The organism is endosymbiont of Galathealinum brachiosum (assembly GCA_003349885.1).
In the GTDB taxonomy this organism is placed as follows: domain Bacteria; phylum Pseudomonadota; class Gammaproteobacteria; order SZUA-229; family SZUA-229; genus SZUA-229.
On record QFXC01000013.1, the window covers coordinates 753,218 to 769,635 of the forward strand.

The window sequence follows — 16,418 nt, forward strand, 5'->3', positions numbered from 1 at the left end:
CCGCACTCAGGAAACCCAATATGTCCCAGAACAAATCTCAGGCTGACCTCTTTAATCAGGCTCAATCCGTTATTCCAGGCGGTGTAAACTCACCTGTCAGGGCATTTAAAGGCGTTGGTGGAGATCCGATATTTATTGGCAGAGCTAACGGTGCGTATATATGGGACACAGATGACAAGCGATATATTGATTATGTCGGTTCCTGGGGGCCAATGATTCTTGGTCATGCTCACCCTGAAGTAATTAAAGCGGTAAAAACAAGTGCTGAAAAAGGCCTGAGCTTTGGCGCACCAACAGCCATTGAAACGGAAATGGCCGAACGAATTTGCCAGCTGATCCCTTCCATTGAATCTGTGCGCATGGTGAGCTCAGGCACTGAAGCGACTATGAGCGCCATTCGTCTGGCTCGTGGTTTTACGGGGCGTGACAGTATTGTAAAATTTGAAGGCTGCTATCACGGCCATTCAGACTCTCTTCTGGTTAAAGCCGGTTCAGGTGCATTAACACTTGGCGTACCCAGCTCACCAGGCGTTCCAGCCTGTCTGGCCGAGCACACTATAACGCTCACTTATAACGACCTTGACCAGGTAAGAGACACTTTTAAAAATGCCGGCGACAAAATTGCCTGCATTATTGTAGAGCCGGTTGCAGGCAATATGAACTGCATTCCACCAGTTGAGGGCTTCCTTGAAGGTTTGCGTGAAGTATGTGATGAACATGGTTCTGTCTTGATTTTTGACGAAGTAATGACTGGCTTTCGTACAGCTTTAGGCGGCGCTCAATCGGTATACAAAATTAAACCTGACCTGACTACACTCGGTAAAGTTATTGGGGGGGGGATGCCTGTCGGCGCATTTGGTGGTCGAAAAGACATCATGGAGTACATTGCACCAACCGGGCCTGTTTATCAGGCAGGCACTTTATCCGGCAACCCTATTGCTATGGCTGCAGGCCTTAAAACACTGGATCTCATTTCTGCCGATAATTTCTTTGAAGACTTAAATGCCAAAGTAAACACGCTGGTAACAGGTATCATGCAAAAAGCGGCAAGTCATAATATTCCCATGACACAGAATATAGTAGGCGGCATGTTTGGCCTGTTCTTTACTGACGAAGAAAAAGTAAGCAACTTCGCTCAGGCTACACAATGCAATGTTGAAAGATTCCAGAAATTCTTCCATGGCATGTTAGAACACGGTATTTACCTGGCTCCTTCAGCATATGAAGCCGGTTTTGTCAGCCTCAAGCACAGTGATGAGGATATTCAGGCAACCATCGACGCCGCCGATAAAGTACTGGGAAGTTTGTGATGCCATTACCAACTTTCTGCTACATATATCGCTGCGGCGCCAAACAGGATATGTACATTTACCTTGCCGAGGAAAATGATTTTGACTGCATCGACGAAAGAATAAAAAACTCTCTGGGTGAACTATCTCTGGCGATGACTCTGGAAATTAAGAAAGACACCAAACTCGCAAAAGAAGATCCTGAAAAAGTTCTGGCTAACTTAAAAAAACAGAAATTTCATTTGCAACTACCACCGGAAACTTCAATAGAAGCATTGATGGCTAAACTTTCAAAATAACGCCTGTTTACACTGGTAGGGTTTTAATTTTTAACTATAATAAGATTTCATTTTCAGTTAGTAAAAACACAATTTCGATATATTTTTTGAACATAGAAGAATACACAGCACTTTTATGGGGATTTACTTTTACCCGACGCTGTCATTTATATTTATTACATTTGCATTAGGAAACACTTACATGAACTCAGCTTTATTCCGCACAATTACTATCAGCTTATTAACAACCGCCATTGCAACCGGCATTTCTACACAAGTTTTAACACTTGAGAACTTTTCTACAACAAACGGTCTAATCACACTCGCAGCTTTAATTTTTGCATCAACTTTAGCAACTGCATTAGTCACATCTAATAAAGCTAAAGCAAAATCAGTTAAAACTGCGCAAAATGTCTCAATTTCTGATAATTCCCGTGAATCGGGCACTGTAAAGTGGTTTAATACGAGCAAGGGCTTTGGCTTTATTACCCGTGATGCGGGCGATGATGTCTTTGTTCACTTCCGCTCAATTCGTGGCCAGGGTCATAGAACTCTGTTTGAAGGGCAACGCGTTGAGTTTAATATCACCGAAGGTGATAAGGGGCTACAGGCAGAGGATGTTGCCATCGCCTCATGACGTTGTGTCTTTGATATGCTTATGGATGGGTGTACCAAATAAAATGATAATTAAAAAGGTATAAGTAAATGTCTGATCGTGAGATAGGAACCGTTAAATGGTTCAACAATTCTAAAGGATATGGTTTTATAGAGCGTGATACTGGTGATGATGTATTCGTTCACTTCAGAGCAATTCGAGGTGATGGGTTCAGAACACTTAAAGATGGCCAAAAAGTTGAATTCAATTTGATTGATAGTCAAAAAGGCCTACAGGCGGAAGACGTTAGCCACACTGACACATAAATAAAAAGGCTGGTTTTTAAACCAGCCTTTTTATTTGCTATCCGTAAAAATGAAAATGTAATACTTCAGCTTATCTCTATAAGTTGAAGTATTGCTCGCCCTATATTACTCACCCCATCTGGGTAGCAAATCCTGCTTAACCCCAAGATGATCCAGTACCCGGGCAACCATAAAGTCCACGATATCTTCAACCGTTTGTGGTTTGTTATAAAACCCCGGATTAGCCGATAACATTACCGCCCCCATGCGAGAAAGCTTGAGCATATTCTCCAGATGAATATCAGAAAAAGGAGTTTCCCGCGGCACCAGTATTAAATTCTTGCGCTCTTTCAAAACAACATCTGCCGCCCGCTCTAAAAGATTTGCACTCGCTCCCACCGCTATAGATGAAAGCGTCCCCATAGAACAGGGACAAACAACCATCGCATCCACAGACGAAGAGCCACTCGCTATAGGAGAAGCCCATTCAGACTCACCACACACTTTTAGCTGCTTATCATCTACGCCATAACGCTTGCATAACTGATCGTGTAATTCATGATTATTAGCTGGCCAGGACAACTCCGTTTCCATACTAATCACCACATGTGCAGCACGAGTAACCAGCAAATACACCTTATGCTTGTGAGTTAATAGCTGTTCCAGTAGACGAATACCATACTGCACACCGGAAGCACCAGTGATAGCTAGAATGATAGTTTTGTTATTTGAATTCATTGTCTAGTAATTCCTCTGGAAATAATAACCTCTGAGACTCCGCATCAAAGCTTTTCTAAAATCTTATGATGTATTCCACCAAACGCACCATTACTCATAACCAGTATATGATCACCCGGCTGAGTTTGCTCAGCTAACAGATCAACGACATCATCAATTGAACGCATCAATTTCGCCGAGCCACTCACCTCATCCACCACAGATTGCATATCCCAGTCTACATCAGCAGGTTGAAACAATATCACTTCATCTGCTAAATCCAGCGAAGGTGCGAGCTGCTTTTTATGTACTCCCATGCGCATTGTGTTTGAGCGAGGCTCTAATACCGCCCATATTTTTGCCGAACCGACAGCATCTCTTAATCCCTTCAAGGTTTCAGTAATAGCAGTAGGGTGATGCGCGAAATCATCATAAACTGTTTTATCATTAACCTCACCCGCCACTTCCATGCGCCGTTTAATACCTTTAAATTCTTTCAAAGCATCAATCGATTGCTCAACCGGCACACCCACATGTTGTGCTGCAATAATTGCTGCCAGCGCATTCATACGATTATGCGGCCCGAGTAAATTGCCTTTTACCGTACCTAATTTTTTCTGTTTATATAACACATCAAAACAACGTCCATCTGAAGAAACGTTATCAATCATCCATAAACTTTCTTTTTTACCGGCAAACCCGGCCCGCTCACTCCAACAGCCTTTTTGTAATACATCCTGTATATTTTCTTCATCATCATTGTGCACAATAAGGCCGTCACCCGGCACCGTTCTCACTAAATGATGAAACTGTTTTTTTATCGCATCTAAATTTTCAAAAATATCCGCATGATCAAACTCAAGATTATTTAAAATTGCTGTTCGAGGATGATAGTGAACAAACTTGGAACGCTTATCAAAAAATGCAGTATCGTACTCATCGGCCTCTACAACAAAAAAAGGCCCTTCACCCAGTCTCGCAGAAATACCAAAATTAGCCGGTACGCCGCCAATCAAAAAACCCGGCTGCAGCCCTGCATATTCCAGTATCCAGGCCAGTATTGAGCTGGTTGTTGTTTTGCCATGAGTACCTGCTACTGCCAGCACCCATTTATCTTTTAAAACATTTTCAGCTAACCATTGTGGCCCAGAGGTATAACTCATATTTTCATTCAGCACATGCTCAATAGCCTCGTTACCACGAGACATAACATTGCCCACCACAACCTGATCCTGTTCAGTCAGGTGCTCAACCTTAAACCCCTGCATCAGCTCTATTCCCTGCGCCTCTAGCTGCGTACTCATTGGTGGGTAAACATTCGCATCCGATCCGGTCACTTTATGACCCGCCTGCCTTGCAAGTACTGCGACACCACCCATAAATGTTCCACAAATACCTAATATATGTATATGCAATATAAACTCCGTTAAAAATTATTGAATTAGCTCTGGAAACAGAAGACTACTTATAATTTGACTCATGAACCCATAACAGATGACTAAACCAATCGCTGCTGGTAAGCGTATTGAAAAAGATTCTTTAAATATATAGACGTAAATAGAAAACATCCATATAGCAACAAGTAAAATCAAACTGAGAGTCGGGTCCCCCTGTTTCACATCTACTCCAATTTCAGATACCAGTGGATACATTAAGATCTGAAAAAAAACACCCACAAAAGCCAGACTGGTTATCGTTTGAATATACCTGGCAGATTTACTAAATGCCTGCAGACAAAAATAGACGAATAGCATAAGCAACGCCACATCTAATGCCATTGCTAATATAGCCTTTTCAAGACCAGCATGTGTCATCACACTGGGTAAACCCGTTACAAAGTAACCCAAAAGGCATATACGCATCAATGTAATTGAGTGAGGAAAATCCTGTGGCCCCTTATTAAAAATAAGAACCCCTAATAGAAGCTTTAAAAAACTATTCATATTTAATTTGGCAATATCTGTTTAATCAATGATAATTATAACTCAAGAAGACGAGGCTCTGATAATTATGCAAATCACTATAATACGTCCTGATGACTGGCATTTACATGTACGTGATGATGACGCACTTAAATACACAGTGCCTTTTACGGCTCATCAGTTTTCCCGCGCGATTATTATGCCCAATTTAACGCCGCCTAATATCTCAACCAGTCAGGCATTGGCATACCGTGATCGCATTCTTGCAGTTACCCCTGAAGGATCAGACTTCCGTCCTTTAATGACATTGTACCTGACAGATAACACACCAGCCGATGAAATTGAAAAAGCCAGGCAAAGCGGGCATGTTGTTGCCGTAAAATTATACCCCGCTGGCGCAACAACAAACTCAGATGCGGGTGTAACAGATATTACAAAATGTTATAAAACACTTGAAGCATTACAAAAACACAATATGCCCTTGCTTGTTCACGGTGAAGTAACTGACCCGGATGTAGATGTATTTGATCGGGAGAAACAATTCATTGATAAAGTATTAACACCAACCCGTAAAGCATTCCCTGAACTTAAAATTGTCTTTGAGCATATCACCACAAAAGACGCAGTAGATTACGTATTAGCTGAAGATAAATTCACAGCAGCTACCATTACACCACAACATTTACTTTATAACCGTAATGCTATTTTCAAAGGCGGAATCCGCCCACATTACTATTGTCTACCCGTTTTAAAAAGAGAAGAGCATCGCGTTGCATTGAATAAAGCAGCCTCTTCAGGAAATACAAAATTTTTTCTGGGTACCGATAGTGCTCCACATGCACAAAACAGAAAAGAAAGCGCCTGCGGTTGCGCAGGAATTTTTTCTGCCCCTCTGGCTATTGAATTATACGCCCGGGCATTTGATGCTAATAATGCATTAGACAAACTGGAAGGTTTTGCCAGTTTTTATGGTGCAGATTTTTACGGCATCGAGAGAAACACCGAAACGATAACTCTGGAGAAAAAAGACTGGGTTGTCCCGGACAGTTACCCTTTTCTAGATGGTGAGATTGTGCCTTTACACGCGGGTGAAACCGAGAGCTGGCAGCTGGTTTAACTGACGTAAAATTATGTAATTAAAGAAATAAACTACTTCGTTCAATTTTTGGTGGTATTACAACAGGGAGGGGCAGACTTTTAAAAAAAGCCTTCCTCAACTTAAATAAAGCCATAAACAGACAAGGTTAAGGCTTATATCACCCGGGGACAGAGATTCTTTATATCTCTGTCCCCTGTTGTAATTCCACACTAATAAATCGGAGTAACCTCGTACCCCTGCTGCTCAAGCAAGTGCAAAACACCTTCTTCTCCCGGTAAATGCAGCGCACCAATTGCGATAAAGGCATTCCCCTGTGTTAAAACAGGTGAAATTCGTTTTGCCATTTTCACATTACGAACGTCTAACAGCTGATGCATAAACCGATCATCAACCTCTGAATCATCATACATAAATGCCTGTTGAATTCTCACCAGTTGCGCCAGGTCTCTACCTACATAAGCATTTAGCATCTCTGGTAACTGCGCATCCGTATTATCAATTTCTTCAATTGAACGATTTAACATCCACAACTGATCATCCATACTCATAGATTCAAATACAGCAACTTGCTCCTGCGCAGTTTCAAGCCCGGTTAATTTCACTTTTCTCTGGCTCGCTCGTCGATAAAGAACCATATCAAGGGCAGCACCGCTCTGTGCCTGCTGGTCAGCAGGCATCATTAGCAACATTAACACTGCCCATGGTTTCATGTGCTTGAGAACATCTTCAGAAAGAAATATACGCTTATTTACCAAACTGGTGAGACGTTTATATTCCAGGTGCCCCATTACATCCTTTAATGTTCGCCCATCACTAAAAAAACTGGCACTTGCCATATAACCCATTGCTTTAAAGTTCATTAGCACTTCCATTACAAAATGATCCGCCTGCATAAAGGCTCGCTCAACCTCTGGAGCTAAATTAACAACTCTGGGATCGCCTACGTGCATCGTGCCATAAAGGTAGCTATCCTCCATTCCCTGCTTTTCAATTTTCCATAACAGGCCATAGGGGTGTAGAATACCCTGCCTAACTTTTGACTCAGCGTAACTATTCTGCAAAGCAGTAAAAAGCAGCAACGTCAGAATTAACCATAATTTAATATTTTTCATACGTAAAATATATAATAACTTACTAAAAGAATCATCACCCATATGAGTACAGACACAAATAAACCAACACCTATGTCACGACGCTTCAGAGGTTTTATGCCTGTAGTTATCGATGTTGAGACAGGGGGGTTTAATGCAAAAAAAGATGCTTTACTGGAAGTTGCAGCCGCCACACTAAAGCTTGATGACAATGGCATCATAGAAATTGACGAGCAAATTTGTCGTCACATTGTTCCTTTTGAAGGATCAAATATGGAGCCTAAATCACTGGAAATAACCGGCATTGACCCTTACCATCCTTTTCGTATGGCAATTGCTGAGGCTCAGGCACTGGGTGAAATTTTTTCCTTTATTCGTAAGAGCCTGAAGAAAAATCAGTGTAAGCGCGCCATTATGGTTGGTCACAATACCGTGATGGATTTAAGTTTTATCAACGCTGCAGCTGAACGCTGTAATATAAACCGTAATCCATTTCATCCCTTCAGTACTTTCGATACGGTTTCCTTTGCCGGTCTGGCTTATGGCCAAACGGTACTTTCGAGAGCCGTTAAAGCTGCCGGGATTGAATGGGATAACGATCAGGCTCACTCGGCAAGTTATGACACACTAAAAACAGCTGAATTATTCTGCACAATTATAAATCGCTGGCGCAGATCAACTGGCCTGGTATGGACTGCACAAGTCGACGATTAGTGGTAGTATACGCCTCGATCGCCCCACGCTGGTTACGGTATAACCAGTTCAAAAATAGTTTTCAGGGTGAATTAAGCTCAATTAACCGGGCAAAAGGGAAAGCTGTAGACCTTTATTAAAAAGGCAGGTTTAATTTTATTTAGACCACAGTTAAAAAAAATAGCTATAATTTGAGAAGGCAACTATCATGGCACCAGCGTATGCTCGTCTATCCTATTTAGACAGCCATTATAAAAAAAGGGCTAGAAACAAAGCACAAATGTCGAACAAAGACGTATCAATTATCATCGTAGATGACATGCAATTTAGCCGTGTGGTGATTCAGGCCGCACTTAAAAAAGCTGGATTCAGTAATATTCGTGTGGCATCACGAGCACAGGAAGCACTTAACATGATGGCTGATTTGCATGCCGATGTAGTGCTTGCTGACTGGGTTATGCCTGAAATGGACGGCCTTGAGCTCACAGATATTATTCGCCAGAAAGACGAAGAATTAGGCGTTTATACCGCTATCATTCTGTTTACGGCACAAGAAGGAATCGAACCACTGGTTGAAGCCTTTGACCGTGGCGTAGATGATTACATTTGCAAACCGCCCAATCCACATGAGTTAGCTGCCAGAGTTAATGCATCTGCACGAATTGCTTCTCTTCAAAATGATCTGCTAGAAACCTCACAGCAACTTGAAGACACCGTAAAACACCTGGAAGAAATGGCGTTAACTGACCCGTTAACCGGTGTCGGTAACCGCAGATTACTCACTCGACAAATGGAATACCATTTGCTCGATGCATCCGCTCGTCATGGCGGTGTATGTTTTGTAATGCTCGATATAGATCACTTTAAGAAAATCAATGATACCCATGGACATGATGTGGGCGATGAAGTTTTGATTGGTTTTACACGCCGTATAAGACGCACTGTACGCCCAACTGATCTGGTTGCTCGTATGGGTGGCGAAGAGTTTGGCATTATTATGCATTACACTCGCGCTGAAAATTTCCGCCATTCTACACTTGAACGTATGCTTGCCAGTATTAACCAGCGCCCGTTTAAAACATCTGTAGGCGACTTAACGGTAACCGCTTCAATTGGTGTATGTTTCTACAAAGGAGAAGGTGAACAGCCTTCTGTACAGGGGCTCATCAAATGTGCAGATGAAAAACTCTATAAAGCAAAAGCCAATGGGCGTAACCAGATAATATTCTAAAAATATCATCCGATTACAGACATAAAAAAACACGCTAAAAGCGTGTTTTTTTATGTTCAGGATATAGCGTCAGATATTAACCAACCGCTTCATGTATCATCGTTTTAAGATCACCCTTCTCAAACATATCAAGGGTAATATCACAACCACCAATTAACTCACCATTTATATAAACCTGTGGGAAAGTCGGCCAGTCAGCATAACGAGGTAAATTCTGAAAAATCTCCTGATCAGCCAGTACGTTACAGTAACCAAATTCTTTTTCGCACTGCTTTAAGGCATCTACCGTACGACTGGAAAAACCACATGATGGAAACTGGGGCGTACCCTTCATAAATATAAATACTGAATGTCCCTTAACTGCTTCATCAATCCGATCCATTACGTCCATACATCACCTCTAAAATATGTTAAAAATTTGTTGGTACTACATTGGGGCTATTTTACGGGATTCAAGTAGGTTATACACATGCTTGTTGAAGGGGAATTGGGTATGACAGCTATTACACCGAGGCGAGCGTTTTAAGAGTTACCAACTGGTGAGAGTGTGTGCTGTTTTGGTGTGTATCCATCGGGGACTGAGCATCTTTCCCGCTCTGTCCCCTGTTATGAAGCCACCAAGAGATGACAGTGTAGCGAGTAGACTTCGTAGTGGTCTTGATGGTTTCATAACAGGGGACAGGGCGCAAAAAGCAGCGACCTTTCCCCGTTGGAGAAATAACTGAACAGCGCACACTCTCACCAGTTTATAAGTCTGTAAAATACCTGCTCCTGACTAACTTCAGATATTACGTTGTAACCACATCTCCAGTAATGCCAGATGCCACAGTTTACTGCCCTGTAGACGCGTATGATAACCCTCAGGATTGGCCAATAATTTTTCAACATAATCGGCTTGAAATAAGCCTCTCTGCCGGGCTGCATCACTGTGTAAAATTTCGCGCATAAAACCTAGAAACTCTCCACGAACATATTTAAGTGCAGGCACGGGAAAATAAGCTTTAGGGCGATCGATAATCGGGTCAGGCACAATTCCACGAGCGATTTTTTTCAATACATGCTTGCCCTGGCTCTGTAATTTCATTTCAGGAGGCATACTGGCCGCGAGCTCTACCAGCTCATGATCAAGAAAAGGTACTCTTGCTTCCAGCCCCCATGCCATCGTCATGTTATCAACCCGCTTCACCGGGTCATCGACTATAAGAGTGGTTACATCCAGTTTTAAAACTTTATCCAGATACTCATCTGCATTACCTTTAGCAAGCAGATTTTTTACCAGATTACCCGTGTGATCCTCGCCCTGAAACTGTTTACTGACCGTTTGCAAATACTCTTCATGATCACGATCAAAATAACGCGATGAGAAACGCGTCAACTCATCCTCACCCTGCGCTTCATGCATTTGTGGATACCAGAAATAGCCGGCAAAAACCTCATCTGCTCCCTGACCACTTTGCACCACTTTAACTTCCTTGGCCACCTGCTCAGACAACATATAAAAAGCCACCGCATCCTGGCCCACCATGGGTTCTGCCATTACATCAACTGCATCTGGCAGATAATCCAGCACCCTGTCATTTCGAATAAAAAATTTATGATGCTCGGTATTATATCGATCGACAATCAGGTCAGAGAACTCAAATTCATTACCTTTTTCTTCAGGCTGATCTTCAAAACCCACGGTAAACGTTTTAATATTCCCAACACCGGCTTCGGCTAATAAGCCGACTAACAGACAAGAATCAAGACCACCCGAAAGCAAAACACCTACGGGTACATCAGCAATGGTTTTACGCTTTTCAACCGCCGACTTTAGTGATTCATGTATAGCATCAGTCCACTCTTGCTCATCCATTTTCTCTGCTGGACGACAGGCACTTAAAGTCCAGTATTCACGCTCACTGAGCCCCCCATCGATACTAAAACACATACAATGCGCCGGACGCATTTTTTTAATACCATTTAAAATAGTATGGGGAGCAGGAATAACTGCATGCAGAGTAAGCTGATGATGCAAACCAACTGAGTCTATTGAAGTATCAATTTCGCCTGTTGCTAATAATGCCTGTGCATTTGAAGCAAACAAAAGACGCTTACCATCAAAACTATAATACAGGGGTTTAATGCCTAAGCGATCACGCCCCAGAAATAATCGTTGTTTTCGCATATCCCAGATAGCAAAAGCGAACATACCATGAAGCCGCTCAACACAGGCTTCACCCCATTCAGCATAAGCTTTGAGAATAACTTCTGAATCACCACTTGAAAAAAAATGATACCCCTTATCCTGTAATTCGGAACGTAACGCAGGGAAATTATAAATCGTGCCATTAAACACTAATGACAAACCTAACTGTTGATCAACTAACGGCTGATTAGCATGTTCAGACAGGTCGATAATTGCAAGCCTACGGTGTCCCAGAGCGATAGGCCCATCAGAATAGGAGCCACCATGATCAGGACCTCGACGCTCTAATCGAGTCATCATTTTATTAGTTCGCGCTAAATCTGGCGCCAAACCATCAAACCTGAACTCTCCACAAATGCCGCACATATTTTTCTCTTTAATTTAAAAAATTATTTTGCTCGAGAGGAGACCGCCTGAGAAATTAGAATAACTGCTCAGGAATATCACCTTTATTCTCTGTATTTGCAGGCATTGAATCGTCTGCTACCTCAGTTGGAGCCAGTTCAGCACGAAACACCTCAAATACAACATTTGTATCCTTTGCATTTGCCAGCTCACCTGTTTCCGCATTAATTTTAACATTAACCAGACCTTCCGGTCGCTGCATGCTTGTTTCAGGCATGCCCTTTAAAGCCGTTCGCATAAACTCTATCCACATTGGCAGCGCAGCCTTAGAGCCCGTTTCATAATTACCCAATGACAATTGCTGCTGATCAAACCCAACCCATGCCGTACTCACGAGATTATGATTAAACCCGTTAAACCAGGCGTCTTTCTGGTCATTCGTTGTACCTGTCTTTCCGTGCAAATCTGAACGACCTAATGCTCTGGCCCTTCGGCCTGTGCCTCGCTTAATAACATCCTGCAGTATCGTATTCATAATATAAATAATACGCTCATCCACAGCCCTTTCAGCCTGTTTAGGTAGCTTATACCCCAGATTGGTTTCCTTAGAAACATCGCTCTGTGCATCAACCTGAGGCTCACTGGTATCTACATTTTGCTGCTGTTGTAACGCCTCGCTAAGCAACTGCTCCTGTCTTAGCATTTCAGCCGCATCATCATCCTGTGGTGTAATACCCTGTTGTTCAAGAGGCAAAACAATACCTCTGGCTTTAAGCTCACAACTCACACAGGCTACATCCGGATCAGCCTCAAACAATACATTGCCATCAATGTCTTCTATTCGCTGAATAAAATAAGGTTTTACTTTATAGCCACCATTAGAAAAAACAGAATACCCTGCAGACAACTGTAGAGGACTGACCTCGCCACTACCCAATGCCAGAGATAAATCATGTGGCAGTAAATTAGAGTTAAATCCGTACTTTTTCGCAAAATTAGTGGCGTAAGCTACGCCAATTGAACGAAGGATACGAATAGACACAAGATTACGTGATTTAAATAATGCTACGCGCAATCGAGTTGGCCCAAAGAATTTGCCACTATAATTTTCAGGCCTCCAGGTCCCTTCAAGAACCGGGTCATGAAAAACTACAGGGGCATCATTTATTAACGTTGCCGCCGTATAATCACGACTTAGCGCAGCACTATATATAAACGGTTTAAAACTGGATCCGGCCTGACGTTTAGCCTGTGTTGCGCGATTAAATTTACTATGATGGAAATCATAACCCCCTACCAAAGCCTGTATCGCACCGTCATTTGAACGTACTGATGTTAATGCCCCCTGCACCTCTGGAATTTGTCCCAGCACCCATTTTCCATCTTCATTATATATCCGAATTATATCTCCGGCTTTTAAGATATCACCTGCCTTTTTCGGCTCTTCTCCCTGCCTGTTTCTATCAAGAAAAGGTTTGGCCCACTTTAAACCTTCCCAGTCCAGATTAATGAGACGACCGCCCCTAAGGTAAACTCGAGCACCTAATTCTGTTACTTCAAGCACCAGAGCAGGATGTAAACCTCCCACAGTCCCTAGATCTTCTACTGCTTCACGCCATAAGATTTCAGATTCTTCACTGTCCAGCTCTATTCCATCCGGGCTTAACTCTATATTCTGCTTAGCACCCCGGTATCCATGGCGTACATCATAAGCACGAAGCGCATGTCGCAAACTCATATTTGCAGCTCTCTGCAAGCGCCCATCTATTGTCGTAAATACATTCAAACCCTTAATATAGGCATCTTCACCAAACTGCTGGGTAATTTCCGAGCGTACCATCTCCGCCACATAAGAAGCAGAAACATCAACCGGTGAATCATGTAGACCGGCTGTTGCAGGCTTGGCTTTAGCAAAACGCATCTCTGCATCCGTAACATAATCCAGAGCCAACATACGTTTTAGTACATAATTTCGTCTGATTAATGCACGCTCAGGATTAACAATAGGGTTGTATCGAGAAGGCGCCTTGGGCAACCCTGCAATCATTGCCTGCTGAGACAGATTGAGCTCTTCTAATGACTTACCGTAGTAAACACGGGCAGCTGCCGCCACACCGTACGCACGATTACCCAGATAAATTTTATTTAAATAAAGTTCCAGTATCTGATCTTTCGATAACTGTTGTTCAATTTTTAATGCCAGAAAAATTTCATTCAACTTACGAGCAAAGGTCTTTTCCCGACTTAGATAAAAATTTCGCGCAAGCTGCATGGTAATCGTACTACCACCCTGTCCACGTTTACCTGTTGTCGCTAACACCATTACTGCTCTCAATATCCCCTGATAATCCACACCGGGGTGTTCATAAAAGCGATCATCTTCCGCTGCCAGAAATGCATGCCTCAGACCAGCTGGTATATCATTTATCGCTTTAGGAGCACGACGTTTTTCCCCATACTCGGCAATCAGACCACCTTCTGAGCTGTACACTCGCAATGGAACCTGCAACTGAATATCACTTAAACCTTCAATGGAGGGAAGCTTGGGTTCGAGATAAAGATACAGACCAAGAAGGCTGGTAAAGCCCAAAACAATGACTGCGAACAAAATTTTTGAACTAATTCGAAGAAATTTTAAAAATTTTTGCATATTATTTCATTTAACCCTTTTGTAATCATTTTACGATTACGAATCCTGTATTAAACCCTGCATAACGAGAATGAATAATTCACTAAAAAAACAGCTTTATCCAGTGAAATTAACATACTTTTCAGATACCTAACTATTATCTGAGTCTATTGCAGTCAATAAGTTGTTTTTCTTTTTAGACTATAAAGTAGATAAAGAAGCATCTTTTTGTGCATGAATTATAGTCTCAGAATGCAAATCAAGCGACAGTATTTTGAAAATAGACTAGTATTATTCGATACTTGCAGCTAATATTTAATGCAAATACACACAAAAGAGCTATAACTACTTATACTCAAAGTGGATTAAGGGGATTGAGCGTGTTTCAACTGAAACGCAAAAAACCATCATTACTGGGCATTGACATTAGTTCAACTTCTATAAAGGTAGTTGAGTTGTCTCAAACTGATTCTGGCTATCGAGTAGAAAGTCTCGCAGTTGAACCATTACCAGCTAATGCGGTTGCTGAAAAAAACATACAGGATGTTGAAGCTGTCGGGGAGTCCCTGGTTAAAGCTTTAAAAAAGTCCGGTTCCAAATGCAAATTGACGGCATTAGCTGTGCCCGGCTCATCAGTAATAACAAAAGTTATCACTATGCCAGCCAGCTTGTCCGATGCTGAAATGGAAGCCCAGATTGAGCTTGAAGCTGATCAATACATCCCCTACCCATTAGAAGAAATTAATCTGGACTTTCAGGTTTTAGGTGAAACCGAAGCCAACCCGGATACAGTTGATGTACTACTTGCTGCTTCGAGAAGCGAAAACGTGGAAATGCGTACAGCCGTTGCAGAAATTGCAGGCCTCACTGCAAAACTAATTGATGTTGAAGCCTACACCATAGAAAAAGCCACCAGTTTATTATCTACCCAGACAAAAGTATCAGATGATGAAGATGACTCTGATGGCTCTGATAGTTTTGTCGTTGCTGTACTCGATGTGGGCGCCACCATGACCAGCCTCAATGTCATTGAAAATGGTGAATTAATTTATACTCGTGAACAGGCATTTGGCGGGAAGCAACTTACTGAAGAAATTATGCGCCGCTATGGCCTTGCATATGAAGAAGCAGGTCGACTGAAAAAAGTAGGTGGTTTGCCCGACAACTATATTCCTGAAGTATTAGAACCATTTAAAGAAAATATGGCTCAACAGGTGAGCCGATTTCTACAGTTTTTCTATACTGCAGGGCAACACGAATCTGTAGATATGATTGCCCTGGCAGGTGGTTGTGCTTCAATTCCCGGCATTGACGAATTAATTGCATCACAACTTGAAATTGAAACCATTATCGCCAATCCTTTTGCCGAAATGGATCTTTCAAATAAAGTTAATTCTCAGGCACTCAGCAATGATGCTCCGGCATTAATGATTGCCTGTGGACTAGCCATGAGGAGTTTTGACTAATGGCACAAATTAATCTACTTCCATGGCGCGAAGAATTACGTAAAGAGCAGACCAATCAGTTTTTGACTATGACCGGTCTGGCTTTGATGCTAACGGCCTCAATTATCGTACTCGTTCACATGAATATTTCGCGCATGATTGATCATCAGAAAAGTCGAAATAATATTTTACAGAATGAAATCAAACAACTTGACGTTCAATTATTGAAAATAAAAGGCCTGGAAGATACTAAAGAAAAACTATTGTCTCGTATGGAAATCATCCAGTCTTTACAACAAAAACGTCCTCAAATTGTTCACCTGTTTGATGAAATAGTTAAAACTATTCCTGAAGGTTTACACATTACTGAAATCAAGCAAACCGCTAACAGCATCACTATAGATGGCGTTGCAGAATCGAATGGCCGAGTTTCAGCCTATATGCGTAACATTGACGCCTCAGAATGGATGACAAAACCCAGACTGCAGGTAATTGAAAGCACCCGTAAAGACGGCCGTGGCAGCAAGTTTATTCTAGTCGCTCAACAATCAGCACCTAAAACTGATGAAGAACAGGCCGGGGAATTATAAT

General features: G+C 42.1%; 15 protein-coding genes and 1 pseudogene. 9 read left to right on the forward strand and 7 right to left on the reverse strand.

What is annotated here, in order from left to right; translation table 11 throughout:
* The first annotated feature begins 20 nt into the window (after window positions 1-20).
* From hemL to DIZ80_16370, 4 genes and pseudogenes are all read left to right on the forward strand, one after another.
* Window positions 21-1,310 carry a glutamate-1-semialdehyde-2,1-aminomutase gene (hemL, locus tag DIZ80_16355; GenBank protein RDH81641.1) on the forward strand — a complete coding sequence of 430 codons (1,290 nt, stop codon included), beginning with the start codon at window positions 21-23 and terminating at the stop codon, window positions 1,308-1,310.
* Complete coding sequence (locus tag DIZ80_16360) at window positions 1,310-1,588, forward strand: hypothetical protein (protein ID RDH81642.1); 279 nt, start codon at window positions 1,310-1,312, stop codon at window positions 1,586-1,588. Before hemL ends, DIZ80_16360 begins: the two co-directional genes overlap by 1 nt.
* Before the next feature lie 412 nt (window positions 1,589-2,000).
* A pseudogene (locus tag DIZ80_16365) lies at window positions 2,001-2,204 on the forward strand (cold-shock protein).
* Window positions 2,205-2,272: 68 nt separating this feature from the next.
* Window positions 2,273-2,488, forward strand: a complete 216-nt coding sequence (locus DIZ80_16370; protein RDH81643.1) for a hypothetical protein — start codon at window positions 2,273-2,275, stop codon at window positions 2,486-2,488.
* A 105-nt stretch (window positions 2,489-2,593) separates the two neighbouring features.
* On the opposite strand, the gene DIZ80_16375 is transcribed toward DIZ80_16370, so the two are convergent.
* The 3 genes from DIZ80_16375 to DIZ80_16385 are packed head-to-tail and all read right to left on the reverse strand — an operon-like array spanning window position 2,594 to window position 5,127.
* Window positions 2,594-3,205 carry an aromatic acid decarboxylase gene (locus DIZ80_16375; protein ID RDH81644.1) on the reverse strand — a complete coding sequence of 204 codons (612 nt, stop codon included), beginning with the start codon at window positions 3,203-3,205 and terminating at the stop codon, window positions 2,594-2,596.
* Between the two features lie 44 nt (window positions 3,206-3,249).
* Window positions 3,250-4,599: a UDP-N-acetylmuramate:L-alanyl-gamma-D-glutamyl-meso-diaminopimelate ligase gene (gene mpl / locus DIZ80_16380; protein ID RDH81645.1), complete on the reverse strand. Its 1,350-nt coding sequence runs from the start codon at window positions 4,597-4,599 to the stop codon at window positions 3,250-3,252.
* An 18-nt stretch (window positions 4,600-4,617) separates the two neighbouring features.
* A complete protein-coding gene (locus DIZ80_16385) occupies window positions 4,618-5,127 on the reverse strand; it encodes a hypothetical protein (protein ID RDH81646.1) in 510 nt (169 codons plus the stop codon).
* 28 nt (window positions 5,128-5,155) lie between these two features.
* On the opposite strand from DIZ80_16385, the gene DIZ80_16390 reads away from it, so the two are divergent.
* Window positions 5,156-6,223 (forward strand): dihydroorotase, encoded by a 1,068-nt coding sequence (locus tag DIZ80_16390; protein RDH81647.1) that lies wholly within the window; start codon window positions 5,156-5,158, stop codon window positions 6,221-6,223.
* Window positions 6,224-6,414: 191 nt separating this feature from the next.
* On the opposite strand, the gene DIZ80_16395 is transcribed toward DIZ80_16390, so the two are convergent.
* On the reverse strand, window positions 6,415-7,359 hold the full coding sequence (locus tag DIZ80_16395; protein RDH81648.1) for a hypothetical protein: 945 nt from the start codon (window positions 7,357-7,359) through the stop codon (window positions 6,415-6,417).
* On the opposite strand from DIZ80_16395, the gene DIZ80_16400 reads away from it, so the two are divergent.
* Both DIZ80_16400 and DIZ80_16405 read left to right on the forward strand, forming a co-directional pair.
* Window positions 7,360-8,010 carry a ribonuclease T gene (locus tag DIZ80_16400; GenBank protein RDH81649.1) on the forward strand — a complete coding sequence of 217 codons (651 nt, stop codon included), beginning with the start codon at window positions 7,360-7,362 and terminating at the stop codon, window positions 8,008-8,010. It begins immediately after the preceding gene.
* Window positions 8,011-8,269: 259 nt separating this feature from the next.
* Window positions 8,270-9,220 carry a diguanylate cyclase response regulator gene (locus DIZ80_16405; protein RDH81730.1) on the forward strand — a complete coding sequence of 317 codons (951 nt, stop codon included), beginning with the start codon at window positions 8,270-8,272 and terminating at the stop codon, window positions 9,218-9,220.
* A gap of 76 nt (window positions 9,221-9,296) precedes the next feature.
* Here the strand turns inward: DIZ80_16405 and grxD are convergent, their stop codons facing one another.
* The 3 genes from grxD to DIZ80_16420 all read right to left on the reverse strand — a co-directional run bounded on the left by grxD (window position 9,297) and on the right by DIZ80_16420 (window position 14,403).
* Entirely contained in the window at window positions 9,297-9,611 is a 315-nt protein-coding gene (gene grxD, locus DIZ80_16410; protein ID RDH81650.1) for a Grx4 family monothiol glutaredoxin, read from the reverse strand.
* 390 nt (window positions 9,612-10,001) lie between these two features.
* On the reverse strand, window positions 10,002-11,774 hold the full coding sequence (locus DIZ80_16415) for an N-acetylglutaminylglutamine amidotransferase (protein RDH81651.1): 1,773 nt from the start codon (window positions 11,772-11,774) through the stop codon (window positions 10,002-10,004).
* Window positions 11,775-11,829: 55 nt separating this feature from the next.
* On the reverse strand, window positions 11,830-14,403 hold the full coding sequence (locus DIZ80_16420; protein RDH81652.1) for a peptidase: 2,574 nt from the start codon (window positions 14,401-14,403) through the stop codon (window positions 11,830-11,832).
* A 359-nt stretch (window positions 14,404-14,762) separates the two neighbouring features.
* Here DIZ80_16420 and DIZ80_16425 point away from each other — a divergent pair, with 359 nt between their 5' ends.
* Window positions 14,763-15,848, forward strand: coding sequence for a pilus assembly protein PilM (locus tag DIZ80_16425; protein RDH81653.1), 1,086 nt, complete (start codon window positions 14,763-14,765; stop codon window positions 15,846-15,848).
* The gene (locus DIZ80_16430; GenBank protein RDH81654.1) at window positions 15,848-16,417 is read left to right on the forward strand and encodes a pilus assembly protein PilN; all 570 of its coding nucleotides are present in this window, start codon (window positions 15,848-15,850) and stop codon (window positions 16,415-16,417) included. The genes DIZ80_16425 and DIZ80_16430 overlap by 1 nt, the downstream gene beginning before the upstream one ends.
* Window position 16,418: the final 1 nt, after the last annotated feature.